General features: G+C 72.6%; 23 protein-coding genes, 1 tRNA gene and 1 pseudogene. 9 read left to right on the forward strand and 16 right to left on the reverse strand.

Features of this window, described 5'->3' with window-relative positions:
- Window positions 1–74: 74 nt before the first annotated feature.
- A complete protein-coding gene (locus tag RMN56_RS12620; protein ID WP_313723981.1) occupies window positions 75–1,889 on the reverse strand; it encodes a VanW family protein in 1,815 nt (604 codons plus the stop codon).
- 194 nt (window positions 1,890–2,083) lie between these two features.
- On the opposite strand from RMN56_RS12620, the gene nudC reads away from it, so the two are divergent.
- The 3 genes from nudC to RMN56_RS12635 all read left to right on the forward strand — a co-directional run bounded on the left by nudC (window position 2,084) and on the right by RMN56_RS12635 (window position 5,677).
- Complete coding sequence (gene nudC / locus RMN56_RS12625) at window positions 2,084–3,007, forward strand: NAD(+) diphosphatase (RefSeq protein ID WP_313723982.1); 924 nt, start codon at window positions 2,084–2,086, stop codon at window positions 3,005–3,007.
- Between the two features lie 412 nt (window positions 3,008–3,419).
- Complete coding sequence (locus RMN56_RS12630; protein ID WP_151465172.1) at window positions 3,420–4,010, forward strand: DUF6230 family protein; 591 nt, start codon at window positions 3,420–3,422, stop codon at window positions 4,008–4,010.
- A gap of 80 nt (window positions 4,011–4,090) precedes the next feature.
- Window positions 4,091–5,677 carry a DUF6114 domain-containing protein gene (locus RMN56_RS12635; protein WP_313723983.1) on the forward strand — a complete coding sequence of 529 codons (1,587 nt, stop codon included), beginning with the start codon at window positions 4,091–4,093 and terminating at the stop codon, window positions 5,675–5,677.
- A gap of 69 nt (window positions 5,678–5,746) precedes the next feature.
- On the opposite strand, the gene RMN56_RS12640 is transcribed toward RMN56_RS12635, so the two are convergent.
- A complete protein-coding gene (locus tag RMN56_RS12640) occupies window positions 5,747–7,417 on the reverse strand; it encodes a DUF885 domain-containing protein (protein ID WP_313723984.1) in 1,671 nt (556 codons plus the stop codon).
- 151 nt (window positions 7,418–7,568) lie between these two features.
- Here RMN56_RS12640 and RMN56_RS12645 point away from each other — a divergent pair.
- Window positions 7,569–8,727, forward strand: a pseudogene (locus RMN56_RS12645) (DMT family transporter); the annotation flags it as partial.
- Here RMN56_RS12645 and RMN56_RS12650 read toward each other — a convergent pair.
- Window positions 8,610–9,680 carry a PHP domain-containing protein gene (locus RMN56_RS12650; RefSeq protein ID WP_313723986.1) on the reverse strand — a complete coding sequence of 357 codons (1,071 nt, stop codon included), beginning with the start codon at window positions 9,678–9,680 and terminating at the stop codon, window positions 8,610–8,612. The pseudogene RMN56_RS12645 and the gene RMN56_RS12650 overlap by 118 nt on opposite strands.
- Before the next feature lie 68 nt (window positions 9,681–9,748).
- Window positions 9,749–10,510, reverse strand: a complete 762-nt coding sequence (locus RMN56_RS12655; protein ID WP_313723987.1) for a M23 family metallopeptidase — start codon at window positions 10,508–10,510, stop codon at window positions 9,749–9,751.
- Window positions 10,511–10,719: 209 nt separating this feature from the next.
- On the opposite strand from RMN56_RS12655, the gene RMN56_RS12660 reads away from it, so the two are divergent.
- From RMN56_RS12660 to RMN56_RS12675, 4 genes are all read left to right on the forward strand, one after another.
- Window positions 10,720–11,016 (forward strand): hypothetical protein, encoded by a 297-nt coding sequence (locus RMN56_RS12660; protein WP_313724728.1) that lies wholly within the window; start codon window positions 10,720–10,722, stop codon window positions 11,014–11,016.
- A 72-nt stretch (window positions 11,017–11,088) separates the two neighbouring features.
- A complete protein-coding gene (locus RMN56_RS12665) occupies window positions 11,089–11,262 on the forward strand; it encodes a hypothetical protein (RefSeq protein ID WP_167364313.1) in 174 nt (57 codons plus the stop codon).
- A gap of 119 nt (window positions 11,263–11,381) precedes the next feature.
- The gene (locus RMN56_RS12670) at window positions 11,382–11,909 is read left to right on the forward strand and encodes a tRNA adenosine deaminase-associated protein (protein ID WP_313723988.1); all 528 of its coding nucleotides are present in this window, start codon (window positions 11,382–11,384) and stop codon (window positions 11,907–11,909) included.
- Window positions 11,910–12,087: 178 nt separating this feature from the next.
- Complete coding sequence (locus tag RMN56_RS12675) at window positions 12,088–12,537, forward strand: nucleoside deaminase (RefSeq protein WP_262283156.1); 450 nt, start codon at window positions 12,088–12,090, stop codon at window positions 12,535–12,537.
- 64 nt (window positions 12,538–12,601) lie between these two features.
- On the opposite strand, the gene RMN56_RS12680 is transcribed toward RMN56_RS12675, so the two are convergent.
- The 3 genes from RMN56_RS12680 to deoD all read right to left on the reverse strand — a co-directional run bounded on the left by RMN56_RS12680 (window position 12,602) and on the right by deoD (window position 14,511).
- A complete protein-coding gene (locus RMN56_RS12680; protein WP_313723989.1) occupies window positions 12,602–13,054 on the reverse strand; it encodes an acyl-CoA thioesterase in 453 nt (150 codons plus the stop codon).
- Entirely contained in the window at window positions 13,051–13,689 is a 639-nt protein-coding gene (locus tag RMN56_RS12685; RefSeq protein ID WP_313723990.1) for a TetR/AcrR family transcriptional regulator, read from the reverse strand. The genes RMN56_RS12680 and RMN56_RS12685 overlap by 4 nt, the downstream gene beginning before the upstream one ends.
- 114 nt (window positions 13,690–13,803) lie before the next feature.
- Window positions 13,804–14,511 carry a purine-nucleoside phosphorylase gene (gene deoD / locus RMN56_RS12690; protein ID WP_262282614.1) on the reverse strand — a complete coding sequence of 236 codons (708 nt, stop codon included), beginning with the start codon at window positions 14,509–14,511 and terminating at the stop codon, window positions 13,804–13,806.
- Between the two features lie 75 nt (window positions 14,512–14,586).
- Between deoD and RMN56_RS12695 the strand changes: the two genes are divergently transcribed.
- Window positions 14,587–14,673, forward strand: a tRNA-Ser gene (locus tag RMN56_RS12695).
- A gap of 85 nt (window positions 14,674–14,758) precedes the next feature.
- On the opposite strand, the gene RMN56_RS12700 is transcribed toward RMN56_RS12695, so the two are convergent.
- From RMN56_RS12700 to RMN56_RS12740, 9 genes are read right to left on the reverse strand one after another with little or no spacing between them, the layout of a single operon-like run.
- Window positions 14,759–15,988 carry a tyrosine-type recombinase/integrase gene (locus tag RMN56_RS12700; protein WP_313723991.1) on the reverse strand — a complete coding sequence of 410 codons (1,230 nt, stop codon included), beginning with the start codon at window positions 15,986–15,988 and terminating at the stop codon, window positions 14,759–14,761.
- Between the two features lie 15 nt (window positions 15,989–16,003).
- Window positions 16,004–16,204, reverse strand: coding sequence for a helix-turn-helix domain-containing protein (locus tag RMN56_RS12705; protein WP_313723992.1), 201 nt, complete (start codon window positions 16,202–16,204; stop codon window positions 16,004–16,006).
- 24 nt (window positions 16,205–16,228) lie between these two features.
- Window positions 16,229–18,031 (reverse strand): replication initiator, encoded by a 1,803-nt coding sequence (locus RMN56_RS12710; RefSeq protein ID WP_313723993.1) that lies wholly within the window; start codon window positions 18,029–18,031, stop codon window positions 16,229–16,231.
- Window positions 18,031–18,300, reverse strand: coding sequence for a hypothetical protein (locus RMN56_RS12715; RefSeq protein WP_313723994.1), 270 nt, complete (start codon window positions 18,298–18,300; stop codon window positions 18,031–18,033). Before RMN56_RS12715 ends, RMN56_RS12710 begins: the two co-directional genes overlap by 1 nt.
- Complete coding sequence (locus RMN56_RS12720; RefSeq protein WP_313723995.1) at window positions 18,297–19,040, reverse strand: hypothetical protein; 744 nt, start codon at window positions 19,038–19,040, stop codon at window positions 18,297–18,299. Before RMN56_RS12720 ends, RMN56_RS12715 begins: the two co-directional genes overlap by 4 nt.
- Window positions 19,030–19,323, reverse strand: a complete 294-nt coding sequence (locus RMN56_RS12725) for a hypothetical protein (protein WP_313723996.1) — start codon at window positions 19,321–19,323, stop codon at window positions 19,030–19,032. The genes RMN56_RS12720 and RMN56_RS12725 overlap by 11 nt, the downstream gene beginning before the upstream one ends.
- Window positions 19,320–19,670: an RRQRL motif-containing zinc-binding protein gene (locus tag RMN56_RS12730; RefSeq protein WP_313723997.1), complete on the reverse strand. Its 351-nt coding sequence runs from the start codon at window positions 19,668–19,670 to the stop codon at window positions 19,320–19,322. Before RMN56_RS12730 ends, RMN56_RS12725 begins: the two co-directional genes overlap by 4 nt.
- Window positions 19,667–19,966, reverse strand: coding sequence for a hypothetical protein (locus tag RMN56_RS12735; RefSeq protein ID WP_313723998.1), 300 nt, complete (start codon window positions 19,964–19,966; stop codon window positions 19,667–19,669). Before RMN56_RS12735 ends, RMN56_RS12730 begins: the two co-directional genes overlap by 4 nt.
- Window positions 19,963–20,409 (reverse strand): DUF6197 family protein, encoded by a 447-nt coding sequence (locus tag RMN56_RS12740; RefSeq protein WP_313723999.1) that lies wholly within the window; start codon window positions 20,407–20,409, stop codon window positions 19,963–19,965. Before RMN56_RS12740 ends, RMN56_RS12735 begins: the two co-directional genes overlap by 4 nt.
- Window positions 20,410–20,418: the final 9 nt, after the last annotated feature.

Below are 20,418 nucleotides of genomic sequence, written 5' to 3' on the forward strand. Positions count from 1 at the left end.
GGCGTACGACAGGGGAAAGCCCCGCCGGCCAGGTGGCTTTGGCGGGGCTTTCCCGTGCGTGCGCTCGGTGGGCGTCAGGCGGGTGGCTTGGCGCAGATGAAACGCGGCTCGGGGTCGTAGCGCCAGCTGAACTTCTCCCGCTTCACCACCTTGCCGTCCTTCTTGATCACCCGATAGGCGTCCTGGGCGAAGCCCACGCTGCCCGCGGCGGAGATGCAGTCCGGGCCGGGGTCCAGGTAGACCGTCCTGGGCTGGGTGATGTTGCGGCGGGGGCCGTACTCCGTCTTGACGCTGTCGTAGATCTTGGTGCTCCACATCGACACGGTGATCGTGCTGCCCGTGTAGGACGTGTCGATCAGGACGCCGTACGGGGTGTTGTTGCGGAACTTGAAGTCCAGCTGGGGCCAGTAGATGGTCGACTCGATGACCGCTGGGTAGCGGCTGAAGTAGAACGAGTGCGGCTTGTGCTCGACGTCCTGCAGCCCGGCGTAGTAGCTGGCGTTGAAGAGTGTCGTGGTGAACTGGGAGACACCGCCGCCCACGCCCGGCACGAGCTTGCCGCCGACGATCGTGGGCGCGTCCTTGTAGCCCTGGTCGTAGCCGCGCTCGCCGGTGTGGCCGTTGAGCGAGAAGGTCTCCCCCGGCCGCACGATGGCGCCGTCCACGTCCTTGGCGGCCTGAACGATGTTCTGGCTGCGCGGCGAGGAGAGACCACCGGGGAACCGGGTGGTGAAGGTGGAGACCCGCTCCTTGATGCCCAGCTCGGCGAGCTTGGCCTCGGTCAGCTCGGGCTCGGCCGGCTTCAGCGCCGCGGTCACCGTGCGGCCGTCCGCCTTGGGCAGCACGGCGAGCAGGTCCCGGCCGAGCGCTGTCGCGTCGACCTGCCGGCCGGCCCGGCCGGGCACCACCTTCGGCTTGCCGCCGCTGATGGTCAGTCCGGCGTCCCTGGGCGCGACCTCCAGCTTCGCCAGCGCGTCGCCGAGCGCGGCCCGCAGCCGCTTGACGTCGACGCGGGGAGTCAGCTTGCCCGTGTCGTCGGCGGCGAAGCGCAGGCCCCGGGCGATGGCGGCGGGCGGGATGGTGACCTTGCCACCGTCGGTGGTCAGCGTGACGGGTGCCGCGACGGCGGGACGGGCCAGCTCGGCGAGGAGCCGTTCGACCTCCTCGCGGGTGGTGGCCGGCCACTTCTCGACCAGCGGCACGGTCACCGGCTCCCCGGCCAGCCAGCCGGCCTTCACGACGCCGGCCGCGCCGGCCGCGTCGACGGTCAGCGCCGGCTTCGGGTAGACCGGCTTGGGGGTGGTGCCGGTGAAGATGATGGCGGGCATGGTCATCTCGCGGCCCTGGTCGCCCATGGCCGTGCGCAGCGCGGTCTCCAGGCGGGCGGTGTCGACGGTCACCACCGGCTCGACCGTGCGGGAGCCGACGAGGCGGCTCACCGGGTGCGCCTCGGCGGCGGCCGCCGCCGCCACGGTGGCGTCCACGTCGATGGCAAGCCCCACGTCGGCCGGCTTCAGCTCGGCCCGCTTCTCCCCGACGGTGACGGCGATCGGGGCGTTGAGCGTCGCGGCCCGGCGGGCCAGCTCGGCGTCGAGCGCCCGGGCCGCCTCGGCCCGGCTCCGACCGCCCAGCTCGGTGCCGAGGACCGTGGTGCCCCGGGGCACGTCGCCGGCGTACGCGTAGGTGCCCAGACCGGTGCCGGCGGCCACCACGGCGGCGACGATCCCGCCGGCGAGCAGCATCCGCCGCCGGGACCGCCCCGGCTTCCCGGGCCCGCCCGCGGCGGGTGCAGCGACCGGCTCCGGCTCGACGTCCGGCCAGCTCACCGCGGTCACCTTCACGGTGGGCCGGTCGTCGGCGGAAGGCACCTTTTCGCCGTACAGCGTCACAGCAACCTCGATCGGAAGTACCACGTGGGGACCGCTTCCCCCACGGGAGACACCTACGGTAACCAACGCCCGAGCCGGCCGGGAGTCTCCGCCCCGGGGGTCGTCGGGGCCGCCGCGCCCGCCGTACCCCGGTGTCGCCGTCATCACCCCCGGGCGGGGCTCCGCGCCGGTCCGGATCGTGGGACGGTGGCCGGGTGCGGACGGATGAGCGGACCCAGGCGTACGGCGGTGGCTGGCTGGACCGGGCGGGGGCGCTGCGCGCCGACCCGGGGTGGGTCGCCGCCCGGCTGAGCGACCCGGAGACCGAGTTGCTGCCGCTGTGGCGGGACCGGTGCCTGGTCGCGGCCGACCGGGTGCCGGTTCGCCGTTCCGCAGCCGGGGCGGCCGGGCTGCGCGCCGCCGCCGGCGAGACGGTGTTCCTCGGGCTGGACGCCGGCCGGGCGGTGTTCGCCGTGGACCTTTCCGGCCTGGGCGAGGCCGAGGCGTGCGGGCTGGCCGGTGCGGCCGAGGCGGTGGACGTGCGGGCGCTGGTGGGCGGGCTGGGGCCGGCCGAGGCGGCCGTCCAGGCGTACGCCAAGGGGCTGCTGCACTGGCACCGGGGCCAGCGGTTCTGCGGCGGCTGCGGGTCGGCCACGGTGGCGGGCGACGGCGGGCACACCCGGTCCTGCACCGGCCCCGGTTGCGGCCGGCTGCACTTCCCCCGGATCGAACCGGCGGTCATCGTGCTGGTCGAGGCGCCCGGCGAGCCGGAGCGCTGCCTGCTGGCCCGGCACCGGGGTGCGGCGGAGGACTCCTGGTCGACCCTGGCGGGCTTCGTGGAGGTCGGCGAGAGCCTGGAGGACGCGGTCCGTCGGGAGCTGGCCGAGGAGGCGGGCGTGGCGGTGGTCGACGTGGCGTACCAGGGTTCGCAGGCCTGGCCGTTCCCGGCCGGGCTGATGGTGGGCTTCCGCGCGACGGCCGCCTCGACCGAGGTGCGGGTGGACGGCGAGGAGCTGGTGGACGCCCGCTGGTTCACGCGGGCGGAGCTGCGGGAGCGGGTGGCGGCGGGGCGCCCGCTGGGCCGGATCGACTCGATCGACCATCATCTGCTCGGATCCTGGTTGGACGGCCGGAGCTGACGGCCCGCCGTCCGGCCAGCCGGGCCGGCCGGACGGGTGAACGGGGCATCACCCTCAGCGGTCTGTCAGCTGCCCGTTACCGAACTGTGACGTACGTCCGTGACGGCTACCACAGGTGAAACGTCTCCGTCTTCCTGTCGTAATAGGGCCGTTTTGCCCCGAGCCCTTTGCTGTCGGGATGTTAACCGTTGGTAACCGTGGGCGATCTTGATACCACGGCTGTGTTACCCGTCAGTAGCAAGGGACTTGTGAGGTGTGTCGCTTCGCGGGAGCATGCAATCCGCGTACTGCGCGTCCGTCGGCACAACGGGCCCGCGCCGCCCCGCAGCTTTCCCCCGTCCCGCGTCGCGTCCCGCGCCGGTGACGCACCCCCGTCGAGGAGGACCTTGTGAGTGAATCGGAGAACCGCCAGATGAGTGGCGGCACCCGCTGGCGTCGTTTCGCCGCCGTGATGGTGCCCGCCACCGTCGTGGCCGGCGGCATCGTGCTGGGCATGGCCAACGGCGCCATCGCGGCCTCGTTCGCCGTCTCGGGCTCGACCTTCAAGGTCGGCGCCTCGAAGCTGGAGGGCAACGGCTTCAAGCAGTACGGCGGCCTGGTCAAGGAGAGTGACGGCACCCAGCACCCGGTGGCCGTCTCCGAGATCGCCGACGCCAAGCTCTACGACCTCTGCCAGTCGGTCAACGCCAGCCTTCCGGGCATCCCGATCGTGCTGACCATCAACGCTGGTGGCGGCGGCAAGCCGGCGACCGCCACCGACCTGCTGATCGACATGGACTCGCTCGAGGGTGACGCCACGTTCGAGAAGATCAAGATCGGCCGCGACGCGGGTGACATGAACCCGGCGCAGCCCGTCCTGCCCAAGTCCTTCGGTCAGAGCGCGGACAAGGTGACCATTACCGACCTGGAGCAGGTGGCCCGTTCCACCAGTGCCGGCGTCTTCACCCTCAACGGCCTGAAGCTGAAGGTCAACGTGGGCAAGGACGCCAAGGAATGCTTCTGATCTGATGTCGAGGCCCGCGGAGGGCGCCCTCCGCGGGCCTCGTTCTTGTCTCACGCCGTCAGCACCGCCAGGAGGAGTACGTGACAACCGCCGAGACGCAGCAGGCCGAGCCCGGTCGGGCCGGCCAGGCGTGGCGTAACTTCCGCCGGTGGCGGCGGACGCGGCCGTTCTGGGGCGGGCTCTTCACCGCGCTGGCCGGCCTCGAGATCTTCGGCACCACGCAGATGAGCCTCCACGGCCTCACCTTCCAGATGGGGCCCACCGGCTTCCTGTCCTGGCTGATCCCGGTCATCCTCTTCGCCTGCGGCATGTTGCTCTGGTTCAGCCCGCAGCAGCGCATGTTCTACGCGGTGGTCGCCGCGGTCACCGCGCTCTACTCGATGATCGGGGTGAACCTCGGCGGCTTCTTCATCGGCCTGCTCCTCGGCATGGTCGGCAGCGCCCTCGGCTTCGCCTGGGTGCCACAGAAGCGGCCGGACCCGGCAGACGAGCCGGTGGAGCCGGTTGCCGGGTCCGAGGAGGACGACGAGGCCGGGGAGCCGGAGCCGGCCCTCGTCGACGAGCTGCTGCCCCGGCAGCGCGAGGACGAGACGACCGGGGTCCTGACCGACACCCTCCCCGAGCCGCGTAACCCGTTGCGCGAGGCCGCTCCGGCGGACCCGCCCGGCGCCGCCGACAGCACCCAGGTGCTGCCTGCGGTCGGACCGGACACGCCGCGGGGCGGCGGTCACCGGGACCCCAGGGCGTACGCGATCCTGTTCGTCGTCGCCACCGTCTCGGCGGCCGGCCTGTTGGCGATCCGCGGTCAGGAACCGGCGGTCGCGGCGCCGGCCGCCTGCCCGACGGCCACCGCCCCGGCCCCGCGCCCGAGCGCGTCGGCGTCGGCCTCGGCGTCCGCTTCGGCCAGACCGAGCACCGCGCTGGCCGAGGAGAAGCCGGCCGAGGAGCAGAAGGACTCGGACGGCAACCTGCTGACCGACATCGTCGACGGCATCACGGACCTGTTCACCGGCGGCGACGACCCCGAGCCCTCGCCCAGCCCGAGCACCTCGACCGCCCCGGCGGCGGCCGCCGCGCCGGCGGCCACCGCGACCGGCACCGCCACGCCGAAGCCGACCGGCAGCGCCACGACGACGCCGTCCACCCCGGCGAAGCCGGACGCCGACTGCGACAGCCCGGCGCCCACCAAGCCGAAGCCGGTCGAGGAGGGCAAGCCGCTGCCCAAGCTGGCCGCCGACCCGGACCAGCCCATGGTCGCGGACCCGCCGTCCAAGCTCACCGGGTCCAAGGTGACCATGACCGGGCTGCGGTTCGAGGGGATCGTCGAGCTGCCCACCCGGGACGGCACGCTCAAGTGCCTGAAGTTCACCATGGACAAGGCCGTGACGGACGACTTCACCCTCCTGGCTTCCGGTCCGGCGGGCAAGAGCCAGCGGTACGTCACCGACCGGCTCACCGTCGAGGGCGACGTCGCCTTCTACGCCACCCGCTTCGTCGGGCGGCTGCTCGGCATCAAGATCACGCTCACCCCGGACCTGCCGTTCCCCGACGGGCTCCCGATCACCTCGCCGATCCCGATCACCTTCACCGACCCGGTGATGGAGCTGGCCTACGAGAACTCCAAGTCGCTCACCGCCCGGCCGGTGCTCAAGCTCGACCTGACCTGACCCGGACGGCCCCGAGCGAAACGGCCGGGAGCCGGAGGAACCCCTCCGACTCCCGGCCGTCGTCGTCGCTCAGAGCCGGGCCAGCGCCCGGCGCAGCGGGTCGAGCCCCAGCGAGCCCAGGTCGAGCGCCTGGCGGTGGAACTCCTTGAGGTCGAAGTCGGCGCCCTTGCGGGCCTTCGCGTCCTCCCGTGCCTGGAGCCAGATCCGCTCGCCCACCTTGTACGAGGGCGCCTGCCCCGGCCAGCCCAGGTAGCGGTTCAGCTCGAAGCGGAGGTTCTCGTCCGGCACCCGGCAGTGCGCCCGCATGAACTCCCAGCCCAGCTCCGGTGTCCAGCGCTCGCCGGGGTGGAAGCCGAACGGGTTGTCGGCCGGGATCTCCAGTTCCAGGTGCATGCCGATGTCGACGATCACCCGGGCGGCCCGGAACGCCTGCCCGTCGAGCATGCCGAGCTTGTCGCCCGGGTCCTCCAGGTAGCCCAGCTCGTCCATCAGCCGCTCGGAGTAGAGCGCCCAGCCCTCACCGTGCCCGGAGACCCAGCAGAGCAGCCGCTGCCAGCGGTTGAGCAGGTCGGCCCGGACGGCGGTCTGGGCGACCTGGAGGTGGTGGCCCGGCACGCCCTCGTGGTAGACCGTGGTCACCTCGCGCCAGGTGGAGAAGTCGGTGATGCCCTGCGGCACCGCCCACCACATCCGGCCGGGCCGGGAGAAGTCCTCGCTCGGGCCGGTGTAGTAGATGGCGCCGTCGCTGGTGGGGGCGAGGCAGCACTCGATGCGGCGGACCTGCTCGGGGATGTCGAAGTGGGTGCCGTGCAGCTCGCTGATCGCCTTGTCGGCGAGCGCCTGCATCCAGTCCCGGAACGCCTCCTTGCCCTGGATGGTCCGGGCCGGGTCCGCGTCCAGAGCGCGCACGGCGTCGTCGATCGTGGCGCCCGGACCCACGATGCGCGCGGCAACGGCGCGCATCTCACTCTCCAGGCGGGCCAGCTCGGCGAAACCCCAGGCGTACGTCTCGTCGAGGTCGACCTTGGCGCCGAGGAAGTACTGCGAGGCCAGCTCGTAGCGTTCCCGGCCGGCGGCCTGCTTCTGCCGGCCACGCGGGGCCAGCTCGGTGCGGAGGAACTGCCCGAACTCGGCCGTGGCGGCCGTCGCGGCGGCCGCGCCCCTGCGCAGCTCCGTGCCGAGCGCGCCCTCGGCGCCGAGCCGCTCGGCGAGGCCGTGGAAGAAGTTGTCGCCGTTCGGGTCGACCCAGATGTCGCACTGCTTGGCGACCTCGACGAGCTGCACCTGCGAGCTGACCTGGCCGGCCGCCGCGGCCTCGCGCAGCGTGCGCTTGTAGCCCTCCAGCGCGCCGGCGAAGCCGTTGAGCCGGGCGGCCACGTTCGCCTTGGCGTCGTCGCCCTCGGTCGGCATGAGGTCGAAGACCATCCGCAGGTCGTGCAGCCCGCTGGCGATCACGTTGACCTCGCTGCCGGTCTCGCCGGCCTCGTAGCGGGCGAGCTCCAGGCCGAGGCGCTCCTGCATCGCCTCCTTGGCGGTCCGCTCCGCCTCGGTGTCCGGCTCGGTCACGTCGAGGTCGGCCAGCGTGCGCCGGGTCAGGTCGGCGCGGGCCGCGTAGCCCTCCGGGGAGAGGTCGTCGAGCTGGTCGTCGTAGCCGGCGATGCCGACGTAGGTGGCCCCGGTCGGGCTCAGCGGAGCCCAGTCGGCCACGTAGCGGTTGGCGAGGTCATCGATTCGTCCCACGGTGCGACCCTACGTGACCGGGCCACCTGGTTGTCGACGCTGTTCGCCATGTTGGCGGGGGCGGTCCGGGTGCCGTCGGGCGGATGTGGCGGTCGACACGGCGTCCGAATATCGCGGGACTTCGTCGTACCCCTGCGGCAGAGTGTCAGGGGTGACAGTGGATATCACTCCTGACCGGGCGCCGCTGCGCAGCTGGCTGCCCGGGTTCATCGCACTCGGCGTGATCTGGGGTTCCAGCTTCCTCTTCATCAAGGTGGGGGTGGCCGAGCTGCACCCCCTGCACCTCACCCTCTACCGCGTGGCCACCGGCGCCGCGACGCTGCTGGTGGTGCTGGCCGTGCTGCGCGACCGGCTGCCCCGCGAGCCCCGGGTCTGGGCGCACCTCGTGGTGGTGGCCGCCTTCGGTGTCGCGCTGCCGTTCACCCTGTTCGGCTTCGGCGAGCAGCGGGTCGAGTCGATGCTCGCCGGCATCTGGAACGCCACCACGCCACTGATCGTGCTGCCGCTGGCGGTGCTGGTGTTCCGCACCGAGCGGCTGACCGTGCGGCGCGCGGTCGGCCTGGGGCTGGGCTTCGCCGGTGTGCTCGTGGTGCTCGGCGTCTGGGAGGGCGTGGGCGGGTCGCACTTCACCGGCCAGCTCATGTGCCTCGGGGCGGCCGCCTGCTACGGCGTGGCGATCCCCTACCAGAAGAAGTTCATCGCGGGCAGCGCGTACTCCGGGCTGTCGCTGTCGGCGGCGCAGCTGCTGGTGGCGACCGCGCAGCTCGCGCTGGTCGCGCCCCTCGTGGCGGGCGCGCCGCCGGTGCCCACCGGGCTCTCCGCGAAGGTGGTGGCCTCCGTGCTGGCGCTCGGCGCGCTCGGCACCGGGCTGGCCTTCGTGATCAACCTGCGCAACATCCGGGTCGCGGGAGCGAGCACGGCGTCCACCGTCACGTACCTGATCCCGGTGTTCGCGGTGCTGGTCGGCGCGGTGGTGCTCGGCGAGCGGATGAACTGGCACCAGCCGGTGGGCGCCCTGGTCGTGCTGCTCGGCGTGGCCGTCGCGCAGGGCATGCTGGGCCGGCGCCGGCCCGCCCGGACCTCCGCCCCGGCCACCCGTCCGGCGGTGCCGGCGGGTCGCTGACCGCCGGATCGGCGCGGTGGCGGGTCCGCGGCTCCGGATGCCGCCACCGCGGCGCGGCGGCGGCCTCGTTCAGCGGCGGCCGGCCGTCCACTTCACCAGGCGGTCGGCCTTCCAGGTGTTGACCACCCGGTCCGCCGGCACCCCGCAGAGCGCGGCGCGTTCGCAGCCGAAACGCTGCCAGTCCAGCTGGCCGGGGGCGTGCGCGTCGGTGTTGATGGCGAACCAGCAGCCGGCCTCCAGGGCGCGGCGGATCAGCCGCTTCGGCGGGTCCTGCCGCTCCGGCCGGGAGTTGATCTCGACGGCCACGTCGTGCTCCGCGCAGGCCGCGAAGACCGCCTCCGCGTCGAAATCGCTCTCCTTGCGGGTACGCGCCCGGTGCCCCCGGTCGCCCGGGCCGGTCACCCCCGCCGGCCGGGAGGAGACCATCCGCCCGGTGCAGTGACCGAGGATGTCCAGGTGCGGGTTGGCGATCGCGGCCAGCATCCGACGGGTCATCTTCGCCCGGTCGTCGTTGAGGCCGCTGTGCACCGAGCCGACCACCACGTCGAGGCGGGCCAGCAGCTCGTCGTCCTGGTCCAGCGAGCCGTCGGCCAGGATGTCCACCTCGATGCCGGTGAGGATGCGGAAGCCCTTCGGCAGCGCCTCGTTCACCGCGGCCACGTGGTCGAGCTGCTTGCGCAGCCGGTCCGCCGTGAGCCCCCGGGCCACCTTGAGCCGGGGCGAGTGGTCGGTGAGCACCACGTACTCGTGCCCCAGCTCGACGGCGGCCAGGGCCATCTCCTCGATGGGTGAGCCGCCGTCGGACCAGTCCGAGTGGGTGTGGCAGTCGCCGCGCAGCGTGTCCCGCAGCTTCGCCGCGGCCTCGTCCAGGTCGGTGCCCTCGGTGGCGAGCAGCCGGCGCAGGTAGACGGGCTCCTCGCCGGCCAGGGACTCGGACACGCAGCGGGCCGTGACGTCACCGACCCCGGACAGCTCGGTGAGCTTGCCGGTGCGGGCCCGCTCGGCCACCTCGCCGGCGGGCAGGGCGCCGAGCGCGTTGGCCGCCGACCGGAACGCCCGGACCCGGTAGGTGGCCTCGTTCGCCCGCTCCAGCAGGAACGCGATCCGCCGCAGGTCGGCGATGGGGTCCCGGGCAGTCATGCCCTGCAAACTACGCGCCCGGACCGCCCGCCGCGCGGCGTCGCCCGGGGTGTCGGGAGTGGACGGCGTCAGCCGGCCGCGGCGGAGCCGCTCGGCGCCTTCGGGCAGCCGTGCCGGCGCTGCCAGGCGGTCACCTCGGCGGCCGGCGCGCGGTTGCCCCGCTTGCGCCACGAGTCGAGGTACTTCGCCGGCCAGACGACGCCCCGCCGGATCCACCAGTCGTCGTGGCCGGTGCACTTCGGCGAGAGCCCGAAGTGCAGGTGGCAGACGTTGTTGGCGTTGCCGGTGTGGCCCACCTTCCCGAGCTGCTGACCGGCCCGGACGCGGACGCCGGCGTCGACGCCGGCGGCGATCGCGCTCAGGTGCGACCCGTAGTAGCGGACCCCGTCGTCACCGAGCAGCGACACCGACAGCCCGCCGTTGTTCGGGCCGAGCGGCCCGCGCCGGCTGAAGCGGTCCACCCGGCTCACCTCCAGGATCACGCCGTCGGTGACCGCCACCACCGGCTCGCCGCAGTCGGCGAAGATGTCCGTCCCCGGGTACGCGGAGTGGGTGGGGTGGTAGTCGACGTTGCCGGCGCGGACCGGGAAGACGTGCCGCGACCCGGTGCGGCTCGGCGACGGGGACGGCGTGGGCGGCGCGGCCGACGTGGCCGGGCCGCTCGGCGGGGCGGCCTGCGCCCCGGTGGCCGGCGCGCTCGGGCTCTGCCACGAGTTGCCCGGCGCCGCCGTGGGCCCGCCGCCCGGGGCGCATCCCGCGGCCAGCGCCGCCACGAGCAGCAGGACCGGGTACGCCGGACGCGTGCGGCGTCCGATCGATGACGAGCGCATCCGGCCATCCTGGCAGACCACTACCGTAGGGACGAACGCTGAGACGGGTCCGGCCGGAGCCGTCGCTCTGCGTGACCTCGATCCGTCTACGGTCCGTGAAGGAGACAGCGGTGACGAACGGGTGGCACGGCGTGGCCGGGGAGCCCGGCGCGGGTCCGGCGCGCCCGCTGCCGCGTACACCGTCCGGGCTCTTCCCGTCCGGTGCGCCGATGCGCCCGAGCTACCGCGAGCCGTACCCGGTGACCGGCGCCGGCGTCGCGGCCGGCGCGGTGACCGCGTTCGTCTGGCTGCTGCTGTTCGGCCTGCTCGGGCGGGACGTGCCCGGCTACGCCTGGTGGACGCTGCTCGCCGGCGGGCTGGCCTGGCTGGCCTCCGTCGTGCTGGTCCGCCTCGGCGACCGGGGGGTGGCCACCGGGGTCGCGATCGTCACGGCGGGTGGCTGGAGCATCGCCGCCGCGGTCGTCGCGGTGCGCTGGGCGCAGAGCGGCGACTGGCCGCTCTGGTGACGGTCCGTGCCGGTTTCGCTGCGTAGCGAAGACCATCTTGACGTACGCGCGGTGACGGTCCACCCTCGCGGTATGGCCTGGATCACCCCGCCGCGGCTCGACCCCGAACGGAGCCGCCGCCGCCTGCAACTCCTCGCCGAGCTGGCCGGTGCCCGCACGGTGCGGCAGCGTGAACGGCCGCAGCAGCGGGCCCGCTCCGAACGCCTGCGCGAGCTGATCGCGACCCGCCGGCGCATCGCCGGCTGACCGACTTTCTCCAGGTTCGACCGGCCCTTCGGGGCGTTGACCGGTCGCCTGCCGACCCGACCGGTTAACGTGCATCGCGTGACGAGTCGGCGTGCTGCCGAGGCCAATTTGGGGGGACCGTGTCGTACTTCGCTGCTGCCGCGGCGCGCGTCGAGGGCGCCTGGACCGCCGACGAGGTGAACCTGCGGGGGGTCACCGACATCGAGGAGGTGGCCGACCGGCTGCGCGACGTCGAGCCGGACGCCGACGTCTCCCTGCTGTTCGTCGAGGCCGACGACACGTACCTGGTGATCCTGCGCTTGGACGAGGGGGAGGACCTGCGGGTCTTCGGCTCCGACTCGGCGTACGCGGAGGAGTCCCGGCTGGGCGCGCTGCTGGTCGGGGACCTGAAGACCTCGGTCACCGGCCTGGAGGACGCCGACGAGCCGCGCCCGGCCGCCGGTGGCGACGAGGAGACCGAGCAGCCCGCCGTGGACCCGGAGGCCGACCCGGTGGGCGATGCGGACCTCCTCGCCGACCTGGGCATCCCCGCGCCGAAGCTGCTCGCCCTCTGCGGCCACGAGGGGATGATGCCGGCCGACGTCACGGCCGAGATCTGCCAGGTGCTCGGCTGCGCCGACGAGGTCGAGGAGCTTCGTGAGGTCTGAGCCACCCGGCCCGGAGTGGACCGGCGGGGCGGAGCCGGCTGACGCGACCGACCCGGCGCTGGAGACCGTACGCCCCGGGCAGCCGACCCCGGGCCGGCCGGCACGCGTCGGTCCGGGCGCGGACGAGGGCCTGGCCGAGCTGGACGGCGTGGGTCGCCGGCAGCGGCACGAGCTGTGGATGCGCCGGGCCCTGGAGGTCGCGGTGACCGGCCCGGACAGCGTCCCCGGCGACGGCGCCGACGCGGTCGAGGACGTCCCGGTCGGCGCCGTGGTCTACGGCCCGGACGGCGCCGAACTGGCGATCGGCCGCAACGAGCGGGAGCTGACCGGCGACCCGACGGCGCACGCCGAGGTCCTGGCGCTGCGCCGGGCCGCCGAGCGGCTGGGCCGCTGGCGGCTGGAGGGCTGCACCCTGGTCGTGTCCCTGGAGCCGTGCACGATGTGCGCGGGCGCCATCGCCCTGGCCCGGATCTCCACGGTGGTGTTCGGGGCGTGGGAGCCGAAGACGGGCGCCGTCGGCTCGCTCTGGGACGTGCTGCGCGACCGCCGCCTCACCCACCGCCCCGAGGTGTACGGCGGGGTGCGGGAGGCGGAGAGCGCAGCCCTCCTGCGCGCCTTCTTCCGGTGAGGAAGGGCCCCTTCTTAACGCCTCAGGTAGAGCAGGGGTCCCCTGTTAACACGCCCGCGCCCGCTCAGGCGGGCAGGGGGGCCGGACGCAGCAGGGTCGCGGCCACCGCCCGGGCCGCCTCGGTCCAGGCGGTCGGGCGCAGGGTGGCAGGATCCAGCCGGACGATCGACCGGGTGCCGTCGGCGTGCAGGACGCTGCCGTCCACCGAGCGGAACTCGAAGGCGTAGCGGGCGCTGCTCGTGCCGAAATGGTCCAGCCAGAAGTGCACCGCCACCGGGCCGACCCCGGTGACCGGGGCACGGTAGGCGATGGTGAACTCCCGGACGGCGTGGAACACGTCGGGGGCGGCGTGCACGTCGCCGCGGAAGGCGACGCCGCGCTCGGCCCAGTACGGCGTCAGGGCGCGCTCCAGCAGCACCGCGTAGCGGGCGTTGTGCAGGATGCCCATGGCGTCGAGGTCGTCGAAGTGCACCGGGACGTGCTCGACGTGCCCGAACTCGACAGGGGTCTGGCTCATGACGGGCCTTCCGGTAGCAGGGCCGGGTCGGGGCAGAGTGCCCGCAGCCGGTTCAGCAGGCCCCGGCGGGCGTGCTGGTAGGTGACGTCCGGGTCGAGCAGCCGGGACCGCATGACGGCGCTGATCCCCAAGGCGTCGATCTCGTACGCCAGTTGCGGGACGTCCAGGTCGGCGGGGAGTTCGCCGAGCTCGACGGCCTCCTGGACGAGGCGTTCGAGGAACGCGGTCCACCGGGCGAACGCCTCGGCGAGCCGGTCCCGGACCGGGCCGGGACGGGCGTTGTACTCGAAATCGGTGTTGGCGAAGAAGCAGCCGCCGGGGAGGACCCGGGCGGCGTAGAACTCGATGCGTGCCTCGTGCAGCGCGCGCAGTCGCCGGACGCCCCGGGGAGCGCGCAGGGCGGGGCCGACGATCCGCTCCTCCCACTGCGTCACGGCGCGCTCGACGGTGGCGAGTTGCAGCGCCTCCTTGGAGCGCCAGTGCGCGAAGAGGCCGGACTTGCTGACCCCGAGCCGGTCGGCGAGCTGGGCGAGGGAAAGCCCGTCCAGGCCGACCTCGGTGGCCATCGACACGGCGGTGTCCAGCACGGCGGTGCGGGTGCGGTCGCCGCGGGCGACGCGGCCGTCGGGGGTCATGCCGGCAGCGTAACAAGAACAAGCACGACCGGTCGTATTTATTCGGAGTGACCCCGGTAACGCCGACCGCCCCGCCACCTCAGCGGTGGCGGGGCGGTCGCGGATCGGGTCGGGTCAGGCGACAGCGGTGTCGAGGGCGATCTCGACCATCTGGCCGAACGTCTGCTCGCGCTCCTGCGACGTGGTCTTCTCGCCGGTCTTGATGTGGTCGCTGACGGTCAGGACGGTCAGCGCGCGGGCCTTGAACCGGGCCGCGATGGTGTAGAGCGCCGCCGACTCCATCTCCACCGCGAGCACGCCGTAGTCGGCCAGGGTGTCGTAGAGGTCCGGCCGGTCGGTGTAGAACGCGTCCGCCGCCAGGATCGGGCCGACCCGCATGGTGATGCCGCGCCGCTCGGCCACCTCGACGGCGGTACGCAGCAGCCCGAAGTCGGCCACCGGGGCGTAGTCGATCAACCCGTCGAACCGCATCCGGTTCATGTTCGAGTCGGTGGACGAGCCGATCGCCGCCACCACGTCGCGCAGCTGGAGGTCCTCGGTCAGGGCGCCGCAGGAGCCGACCCGGATCAGCGTCTTCACGCCGTACTCGTTGATCAGCTCGTGGGCGTAGATGGAGGCGGAGGGCATGCCCATGCCGGAGCCCTGGACGGAGACCTCGACGCCGTTCCAGCGGCCGGTGAAGCCCAGCATGCCGCGAACCGTCGTGTAGCAGCGGGCGTCCTCGAGGTAGGTCTCCGCGATCCACTTGGCCCGCAGCGGGTCACCCGGCATCAGGACCCGCTCGGCGATCTCTCCCGGCTCAGCGCCGATGTGCGTACTCATGGCAAGGATCCTGCCAGGCCGGGCGCGGGGATACCGGTTCGGTGTCCAGACCCGGGGTCCTGTACCCTACTCGGCGGTGGCGTGTCCGAGTGGCCTAAGGAGCACGCCTCGAAAGCGTGTGAGGGTTTACGCCCTCCGCGGGTTCAAATCCCGCCGCCACCGCTCGTGAAATGCGAGAACGCCCGGTCGATCCCGATGGATCGGCCGGGCGTTCCGCTTCCGGTCTCAGTTCCGGTCTCAGTTGGGTTCAAGGCGCCGTTTCATGGCCCTCTGCCGGTTTCTCCCACAGCAGCCCGCCGACGCGCTGGGCGATGTCCCGGCGCACCTGAGTCGTGACGTGCTGGTACCGGACCGCCATTGCCGAGTTCGACCAGCCCATGATGCCCATCACCGCTCGCTCCGCCACGCCGAGGATCAGCAGCACCGTGGCGGCCGTGTGACGGGCGTCGTGCAACCGACCATCCCGTAGACCAGCGAGCTTGAGTAGGCGCTTCCACTCGTCGTAGTCCGTACGGGGGTTGACCGGTCCACCGGTCGGCGTGGCGAACAGCCAGTCACCGTCCTCCCAGAGCTGGGCGGCGGTGACGCGCTCCTGGTCCTGCTCTTCGCGATGCTTTCGGAGCAGCGCGACCAGCTCGTCGGGGAGCCCGATGCTGCGCCGGCCAGCCCGGGACTTGGTCTCTGCGGTGTCGGCCCGTATCGGGCGACGGTCGGGGCAGTGCCCGCCATACTTCCGTCCGCACTGTGAGTGGCACCCGTGTTCCCACCTCGGCCGCTGTCGGCCGCGCCGAACGGTCAACGTCCCGGCGTCCAGGTCGACGTCCGACCAGCGCAGACCGAGCGCTTCTCCCTGCCGCAGCCCGAGGGCGAGTGCGACAGCCCACCGGGCGCTGTTGCGCCGATCGCGGGCCACGGCCAGGAGGCGTTGCACGTCCGCGACGGAGTACGGCTCGATTTCGCTCTCCGGCAGGCGCGGGGCCTTGGCGAGGGTGGCCGGGTTCTTGGCCAGGTGCCCGCGGCGCACCGCCTCGTTCAGTGCTGTACGGATGGTGCGGTGCGCCTGGTGCGCGGTCGCCGGGGCCCTTCCGTTCTCCTGCATCCTCCGGTAGAAGCGCTCCAAGTGCTCGGGCTCCAACCGCTCGAGGCGATGCCCACCAAGCCCGGGAATGAGGTGCCGGTAGACCGCCACGCGGTAGCCGGCGAGGGTGTTCTCACGCACGGCCGGTGCAGCGATATTCTCCACCCAGTGCGTCAGCCAGGTCTTGACCGTCCAGCGTTGGCCGGCTTTTCGGACCGTGCCGGTGTCCCGCTCTCGCTCCAGGAGACGCACCTTCTTGATGACAGCGGCTTCGGTCTTCCCCCGTACGTGCCGCCGATCAGGGGACCCGTCGTTCTTCACGCCGACGGTGACCCGTCCATGCCAGGAACCGTCGGCGCCGAGATAGACGCTTGACGCCCCGTTGGGTTTGCGTCCCATTGGTTGGCTCCTTCCTCAGGCGGCGGGGTCGAGTGGCGTCGGTTCGGCGAGCAGGTGTTGCACGTACTCGTCGAGGCAGAACGTGGGTACGCGGCGGAGGCGACCGATGGTGACGGTGCGGATTTGGCCTGCCTTGATGAGGGCGTACATGGTGGTCCGGCCGATGCCGAGACGCTGAGCGGCTTCTTCGATGGTGAGTAGTTCTCGGGGGTTCATCGCATTCCTTTCGCTGGCGTTGAGTTACGCGGCGGTGGGCATGGTTGTGCTGGTGGTGCCGAGCTCGTGGGCGAGTTCTTCGCGGCCGGTGGTTCGTCGCTCGCGGGCCATCGCGGCGGCGGTGTTGGCGAGGAGCGCGTCTCCGCTGGTGTGCCAGCCGACGCCGGCGAAGGTGAGGGTGCCGACGATGAGCGTCGTTTCCCCGTCGACGTGGTCGACCGGCGGGCCGCCGGCGGGCGTGTGCTCGTGGGCCTGGTCCTCGTGCCGCCGGAACGCGACGCGGGTGTCGCGCAGGAGTTGGAAGGTCACGGAGTAGTGGCGGCCTTTGGTGAGGAAGTGGCCGCCGTAGCCGAGCATGTGCGCCCATCGCCGTAGCCGGGCGTAAGGGTTGGCCGTCAGTGCGCTGACCGATTGGGTGTCAAGGGCGGCTTGACGGGCGGCTGTGCAGGTGGGGCAGGCGGCGTAGCGGGTGTGGGTGCCGCAGTCTGGGCATTTCCAGCGGTCGACGAAGCCGGGCCGGGGCCGGGTCTCTCGGGGCCGGTCGGACAGCGGCTGAGGCGTGCCGGTGGGTCGGCCGATGCGCCAGCAGGCGTCGATGAGGCGGGCGGTGTGGTCCCCGTCGGGGTCGGCGTAGTCGCCGATGGTGTCCGCAGTCAGGCGGGTGGAGGTGTGCCCGGTGGCCTCGGTGCTCTTGGTGGCGTACTTGGCAAGGTATCCGGCGACCATGCCGTCGGTGACCTCGCCCGCTGCTCCGCTGCTGATCGGTCGGATGTCGAGGCCCTTGGACGGGTCGCCCCATGCGATCGGCCAGCCCTGGGGCTTGTCTGGGTGCGGCGGGGTGTGGAAGGCGATCTGAGCGGCAGCCGTCTGGAACGCGTCGATGAGGTCGTCGACGGTGAACCCGGCCGGTGGCGGGACGATCGCGTCGGGGTCGTCCGGGTTGACGCCGTCGAGGCGGGCGATGGCGTGGAAGTGCACCGCGGCTCGGGCTTGCAGTTCGGCGACCTTGCCGGGCGAGAGCCGGACCGGGGCGACCTTGCGTGTCTTGCCGGAGGCGGTGACGACCTCGACGCGGGGGATGCCGCGTTGGCGGGCGAGCTTGGCGAGGTGACGTTGGGCGGCTTGCTTGGTGCGGTGCCACAGCTCGCCGGAGAACAGGTTCCAGACGACCTGGTGGTCGTGGTCGTAGCAGTCCAGGCACAACGGCCGCCCCAGCACAGCGTCACCGGCTTCGTGCCGTGCCCAGCAGACGGCGGGCCGGCCGTGCGGGCAGAGGCCGGCGGTGGGGTCGGTAGCGCGGCGGGCGTGGCAGGGTTCGGCGCGGCAGTCGCAGCGCTTCCGGTTGGTGCAGGTGTGCCGCTTGACCACCCGGGAGTGGACGGTGCCGAACGATGGGGCGGTGAAGGTGACGAACACCGCCGGCTGCGAGGCGACTGATTCGGGGACGCCCTTGCCGCCGACGAGGCCGGCGCGCAGGAGTTGGAAGGCGTCGCGCTGGTAGGTCTGGGCGCAGGAGGGGCAGACGGTGGCGCGGCGGTTTCCGCAGGCGGTGTAGATAGCGGCGTCAGGCATGGCGTCGGTGTGCCGCTGCTCCAAGACCCGGCCCGTTGAGGCGTCGACGGTGAGGAGCTGCCCGGCGAGGCGGATGGGGCGGGTGCAGCCGGCGGCGGCGCGGACGTGTTCGAGCCAGCCGAAGTAGTCGGGTCGGGTGGCGCGTTCGAACGCGGACCCGGCGGCGGTGTAGCCGAAGACGGGCGGAATGGTGTCGGCGTTCGAGCCCACCCCCCGGGCCGAGGTCCGGGGGGTGAGGTCCAGCGCCGAGGCCATCAAGCCGCCACCCCAGCGGTGGGGTGGTGGTTGGTGATGGTGCGTTCGGTGACGATGACCCGGCAGGCGCCGCACTGACGCTTGGCCGGCTCATGCCGATGACACGGGATGGTGGTGGTCACCTGACCGCAGCGGATGGTGACCGGTGCCCGGCAAGGGCCGCCGGGGATGACGTCGACGAGCACCCGACGGATGTCGTAGGGGTGCGGTTCCGGGTGGGCGGGGCAAGTGTGGATGACCTGCTCGACGTCGACGAGGTAGGTGGTCATCGGGCACCACCAGTCAGGGTGGTGAGGAGCTGCCCGGCGACGGCCGGGGCGACATCCAGGCGGTCGGCCAGCTCGGCGGGCGTGATCGGTTGGCCGGTGAACTGTTCGTGCTGCACGGCCGCGAAGCGGGCCATGGGCAGCAGGTGGGTAGGGACGTCGACCAGCTCCGGGGCCGGCACGGCGACAGGTTCCGGCTCGACAGCCGGGGCCGGCGAGGTGGCCGGGGTCGGTTCCGGGGCCGGGGTGATGGCAGCCGGCGGTGCCGGCTCGGTGGTGACCTGCTCGGCCACCTGAACCCGGAGGGGCTCGGCCGGCTCAGCCGCCGGCGTGGTGTCCTCCCGCACGGGGGCGGGAGCGAGGACGAGCTTCACCAGAGCCATGAACGCCAAGGCCGGAACAGCGGACAGGAGCCATCCGGAGGGGCTGGGCTTGGCGACCGCCAGCTGTGCGGCCAGGGAGAGGCCGGCGGCGGCGATGAGCAGGAACAGCGGGTAGCCGATCGGAGCGCCGGCCCGGCGGCGTCGGCGGATGGTGAGCAGGGAGGCGATGGGGACGAGTTCGGAGATGACGGCGTTGGCCCAGCCGAACCACTCCCCGGTCCCAGTCGGGGAGTTGGCGAGGGTCCAGTCCTTGACGTGAGTGAAGGAGGCGGCGCCGGCGAAGCCGGCGACGGTGAGCAGGATGAGGACCAGGACCAGGCCCTCAACGCGGGTGCCCGTGGTGGGGTGGTCAGCGGCCATGGGTGCTCACCTCCCCAGAGGTGACGGCGCGCTGCTCGGCGGCCAGACCGGCGAGACCGACCCGGATGCCGGCGCAGGTGTTGCAGCCCTGGCCGTCGGGAACGGTGCAATCGGCGAGGTGTGCTTCCTGCACGATGCGCAGAGACTCGGCGTAGTAGCCGGACAGGAACCGTTCGAAGGACAGCTCACCGCGTACGGCGAAATCCTGGGCGAGGGCGGTGACGACATAGTCGTCCGGAGTCATCCGCTCCTGGGCGGCGAGGTTGGTGATGGCGGTGGTCATCGGGCACCTCCCGGGGTGCAGTCGAGGCAGGAGCCGGTACGGCGGGGGATGTAGTAGGGCTGCACGAGGCCGCAGTGGCGGCAGGTGCGCCGGGCGCGTAGGGCTTTGGCGATGGCCTCCCGCTGGGCGGGGGTGGCGGTGCGTTTGGGTGCGGCGAGGTCGAGGCGGTAGAGGTAGGCGACCCTTTTGCCGCGACGCCAGAGGATCTGCGCGACCGGGTCATGCCCTCCGGGTCGGAGGCCGGCGGCCCGCAGTTGCCGACGGGTGGCGAGCCCGTTCGGGGCGAGCCGATACGGGTAGGTCGGGAACTCCTCAGCGGTGCCGGCCGGGTAGGCGGTGGTGGTCATGCCGGGCCTCCCCAGCGCTGCTGGGCGGCCTGCCGCGAGATGCCCAGCCGTTGGCCGATCTCGGCCCAGGAGTAGCCGAAGGCCCGCAGACCGATGACGGCTTGACCGATGGCCTGGTCGAGGTCGGCGGAGAGGGCGACGAGGTCGCGGAGAGCTTCGACGTCTCCGGTGGCGACCCGGCGGCCGTGGGCGCGGATGATGCGTCGAGCGAAGGCCGCGAACTGGTCGTTCTCGACGACCTCACGGCGGCGGCGGGATCGCGGGATGTGCGTCAAGGTGTGCTTGACGGTGCTCATCGGTTCTCGCCTCCCGTGGTGTGGAGGCGGTCCCACTCGTCAGCGGCGCTCTCAAGCGCGGTGACGACCTGCTCGGCGGTACGGGTCGGATCGTCGTTCCATGAGTAGGGAGAGGTGTGCTCGTCGATGACGAAGCCGTCCTCGTCGACGAGGAACAGCGGGTGGAAGTCGTCGAGGTAGTCGACGAACGCGGCGAGGGCGGCGAGGTAGTCGGCGAGGGTGTCGCCGTCGAGCTGGGAGAAGTGCTCGACCCGGTGGCCGGCGCAGGCGATGCCGATGGCCCCGGCGGCGCAGGCCGGCGGAGTCGGGTGGTCGGCGGGGAAGAGGGCGTTGTAGTAGGTGCCCTGGTGCCAGCCGTGCCGGCGCAGGTAGAGGGCAGCCATCCGGAGCAGGTCAGCAGGGGTGACCGGCGCGGTGATGGATGGGTTATGGGTAGCCTTCATGGCAGCCAC

The organism is Micromonospora halotolerans (assembly GCF_032108445.1).
In the GTDB taxonomy this organism is placed as follows: domain Bacteria; phylum Actinomycetota; class Actinomycetes; order Mycobacteriales; family Micromonosporaceae; genus Micromonospora; species Micromonospora halotolerans.

What these genes read in the sequence shown, in the direction of transcription:
- RMN56_RS12735 (WP_313723998.1), bottom strand. Translation starts at nt 19,966, where the DNA reads ATGAGCACCGTCAAGCACACCTTGACGCACATCCCGCGATCCCGCCGC.
- RMN56_RS12675 (WP_262283156.1), top strand. Translation starts at nt 12,088, where the DNA reads ATGCGCCGGGCCCTGGAGGTCGCGGTGACCGGCCCGGACAGCGTCCCC.
- RMN56_RS12725 (WP_313723996.1), bottom strand. Translation starts at nt 19,323, where the DNA reads ATGACCACCGCCATCACCAACCTCGCCGCCCAGGAGCGGATGACTCCG.
- RMN56_RS12705 (WP_313723992.1), bottom strand. Translation starts at nt 16,204, where the DNA reads ATGAACCCCCGAGAACTACTCACCATCGAAGAAGCCGCTCAGCGTCTC.
- RMN56_RS12680 (WP_313723989.1), bottom strand. Translation starts at nt 13,054, where the DNA reads ATGAGCCAGACCCCTGTCGAGTTCGGGCACGTCGAGCACGTCCCGGTG.
- RMN56_RS12715 (WP_313723994.1), bottom strand. Translation starts at nt 18,300, where the DNA reads ATGACCACCTACCTCGTCGACGTCGAGCAGGTCATCCACACTTGCCCC.
- RMN56_RS12655 (WP_313723987.1), bottom strand. Translation starts at nt 10,510, where the DNA reads ATGCGCTCGTCATCGATCGGACGCCGCACGCGTCCGGCGTACCCGGTC.
- RMN56_RS12710 (WP_313723993.1), bottom strand. Translation starts at nt 18,031, where the DNA reads ATGGCCTCGGCGCTGGACCTCACCCCCCGGACCTCGGCCCGGGGGGTG.
- RMN56_RS12740 (WP_313723999.1), bottom strand. Translation starts at nt 20,409, where the DNA reads ATGAAGGCTACCCATAACCCATCCATCACCGCGCCGGTCACCCCTGCT.
- RMN56_RS12630 (WP_151465172.1), top strand. Translation starts at nt 3,420, where the DNA reads ATGAGTGGCGGCACCCGCTGGCGTCGTTTCGCCGCCGTGATGGTGCCC.
- RMN56_RS12650 (WP_313723986.1), bottom strand. Translation starts at nt 9,680, where the DNA reads ATGACTGCCCGGGACCCCATCGCCGACCTGCGGCGGATCGCGTTCCTG.
- RMN56_RS12685 (WP_313723990.1), bottom strand. Translation starts at nt 13,689, where the DNA reads ATGACCCCCGACGGCCGCGTCGCCCGCGGCGACCGCACCCGCACCGCC.
- RMN56_RS12700 (WP_313723991.1), bottom strand. Translation starts at nt 15,988, where the DNA reads ATGGGACGCAAACCCAACGGGGCGTCAAGCGTCTATCTCGGCGCCGAC.
- RMN56_RS12720 (WP_313723995.1), bottom strand. Translation starts at nt 19,040, where the DNA reads ATGGCCGCTGACCACCCCACCACGGGCACCCGCGTTGAGGGCCTGGTC.
- deoD (WP_262282614.1), bottom strand. Translation starts at nt 14,511, where the DNA reads ATGAGTACGCACATCGGCGCTGAGCCGGGAGAGATCGCCGAGCGGGTC.
- RMN56_RS12730 (WP_313723997.1), bottom strand. Translation starts at nt 19,670, where the DNA reads ATGACCACCACCGCCTACCCGGCCGGCACCGCTGAGGAGTTCCCGACC.
- RMN56_RS12665 (WP_167364313.1), top strand. Translation starts at nt 11,089, where the DNA reads ATGGCCTGGATCACCCCGCCGCGGCTCGACCCCGAACGGAGCCGCCGC.
- RMN56_RS12660 (WP_313724728.1), top strand. Translation starts at nt 10,720, where the DNA reads ATGCGCCCGAGCTACCGCGAGCCGTACCCGGTGACCGGCGCCGGCGTC.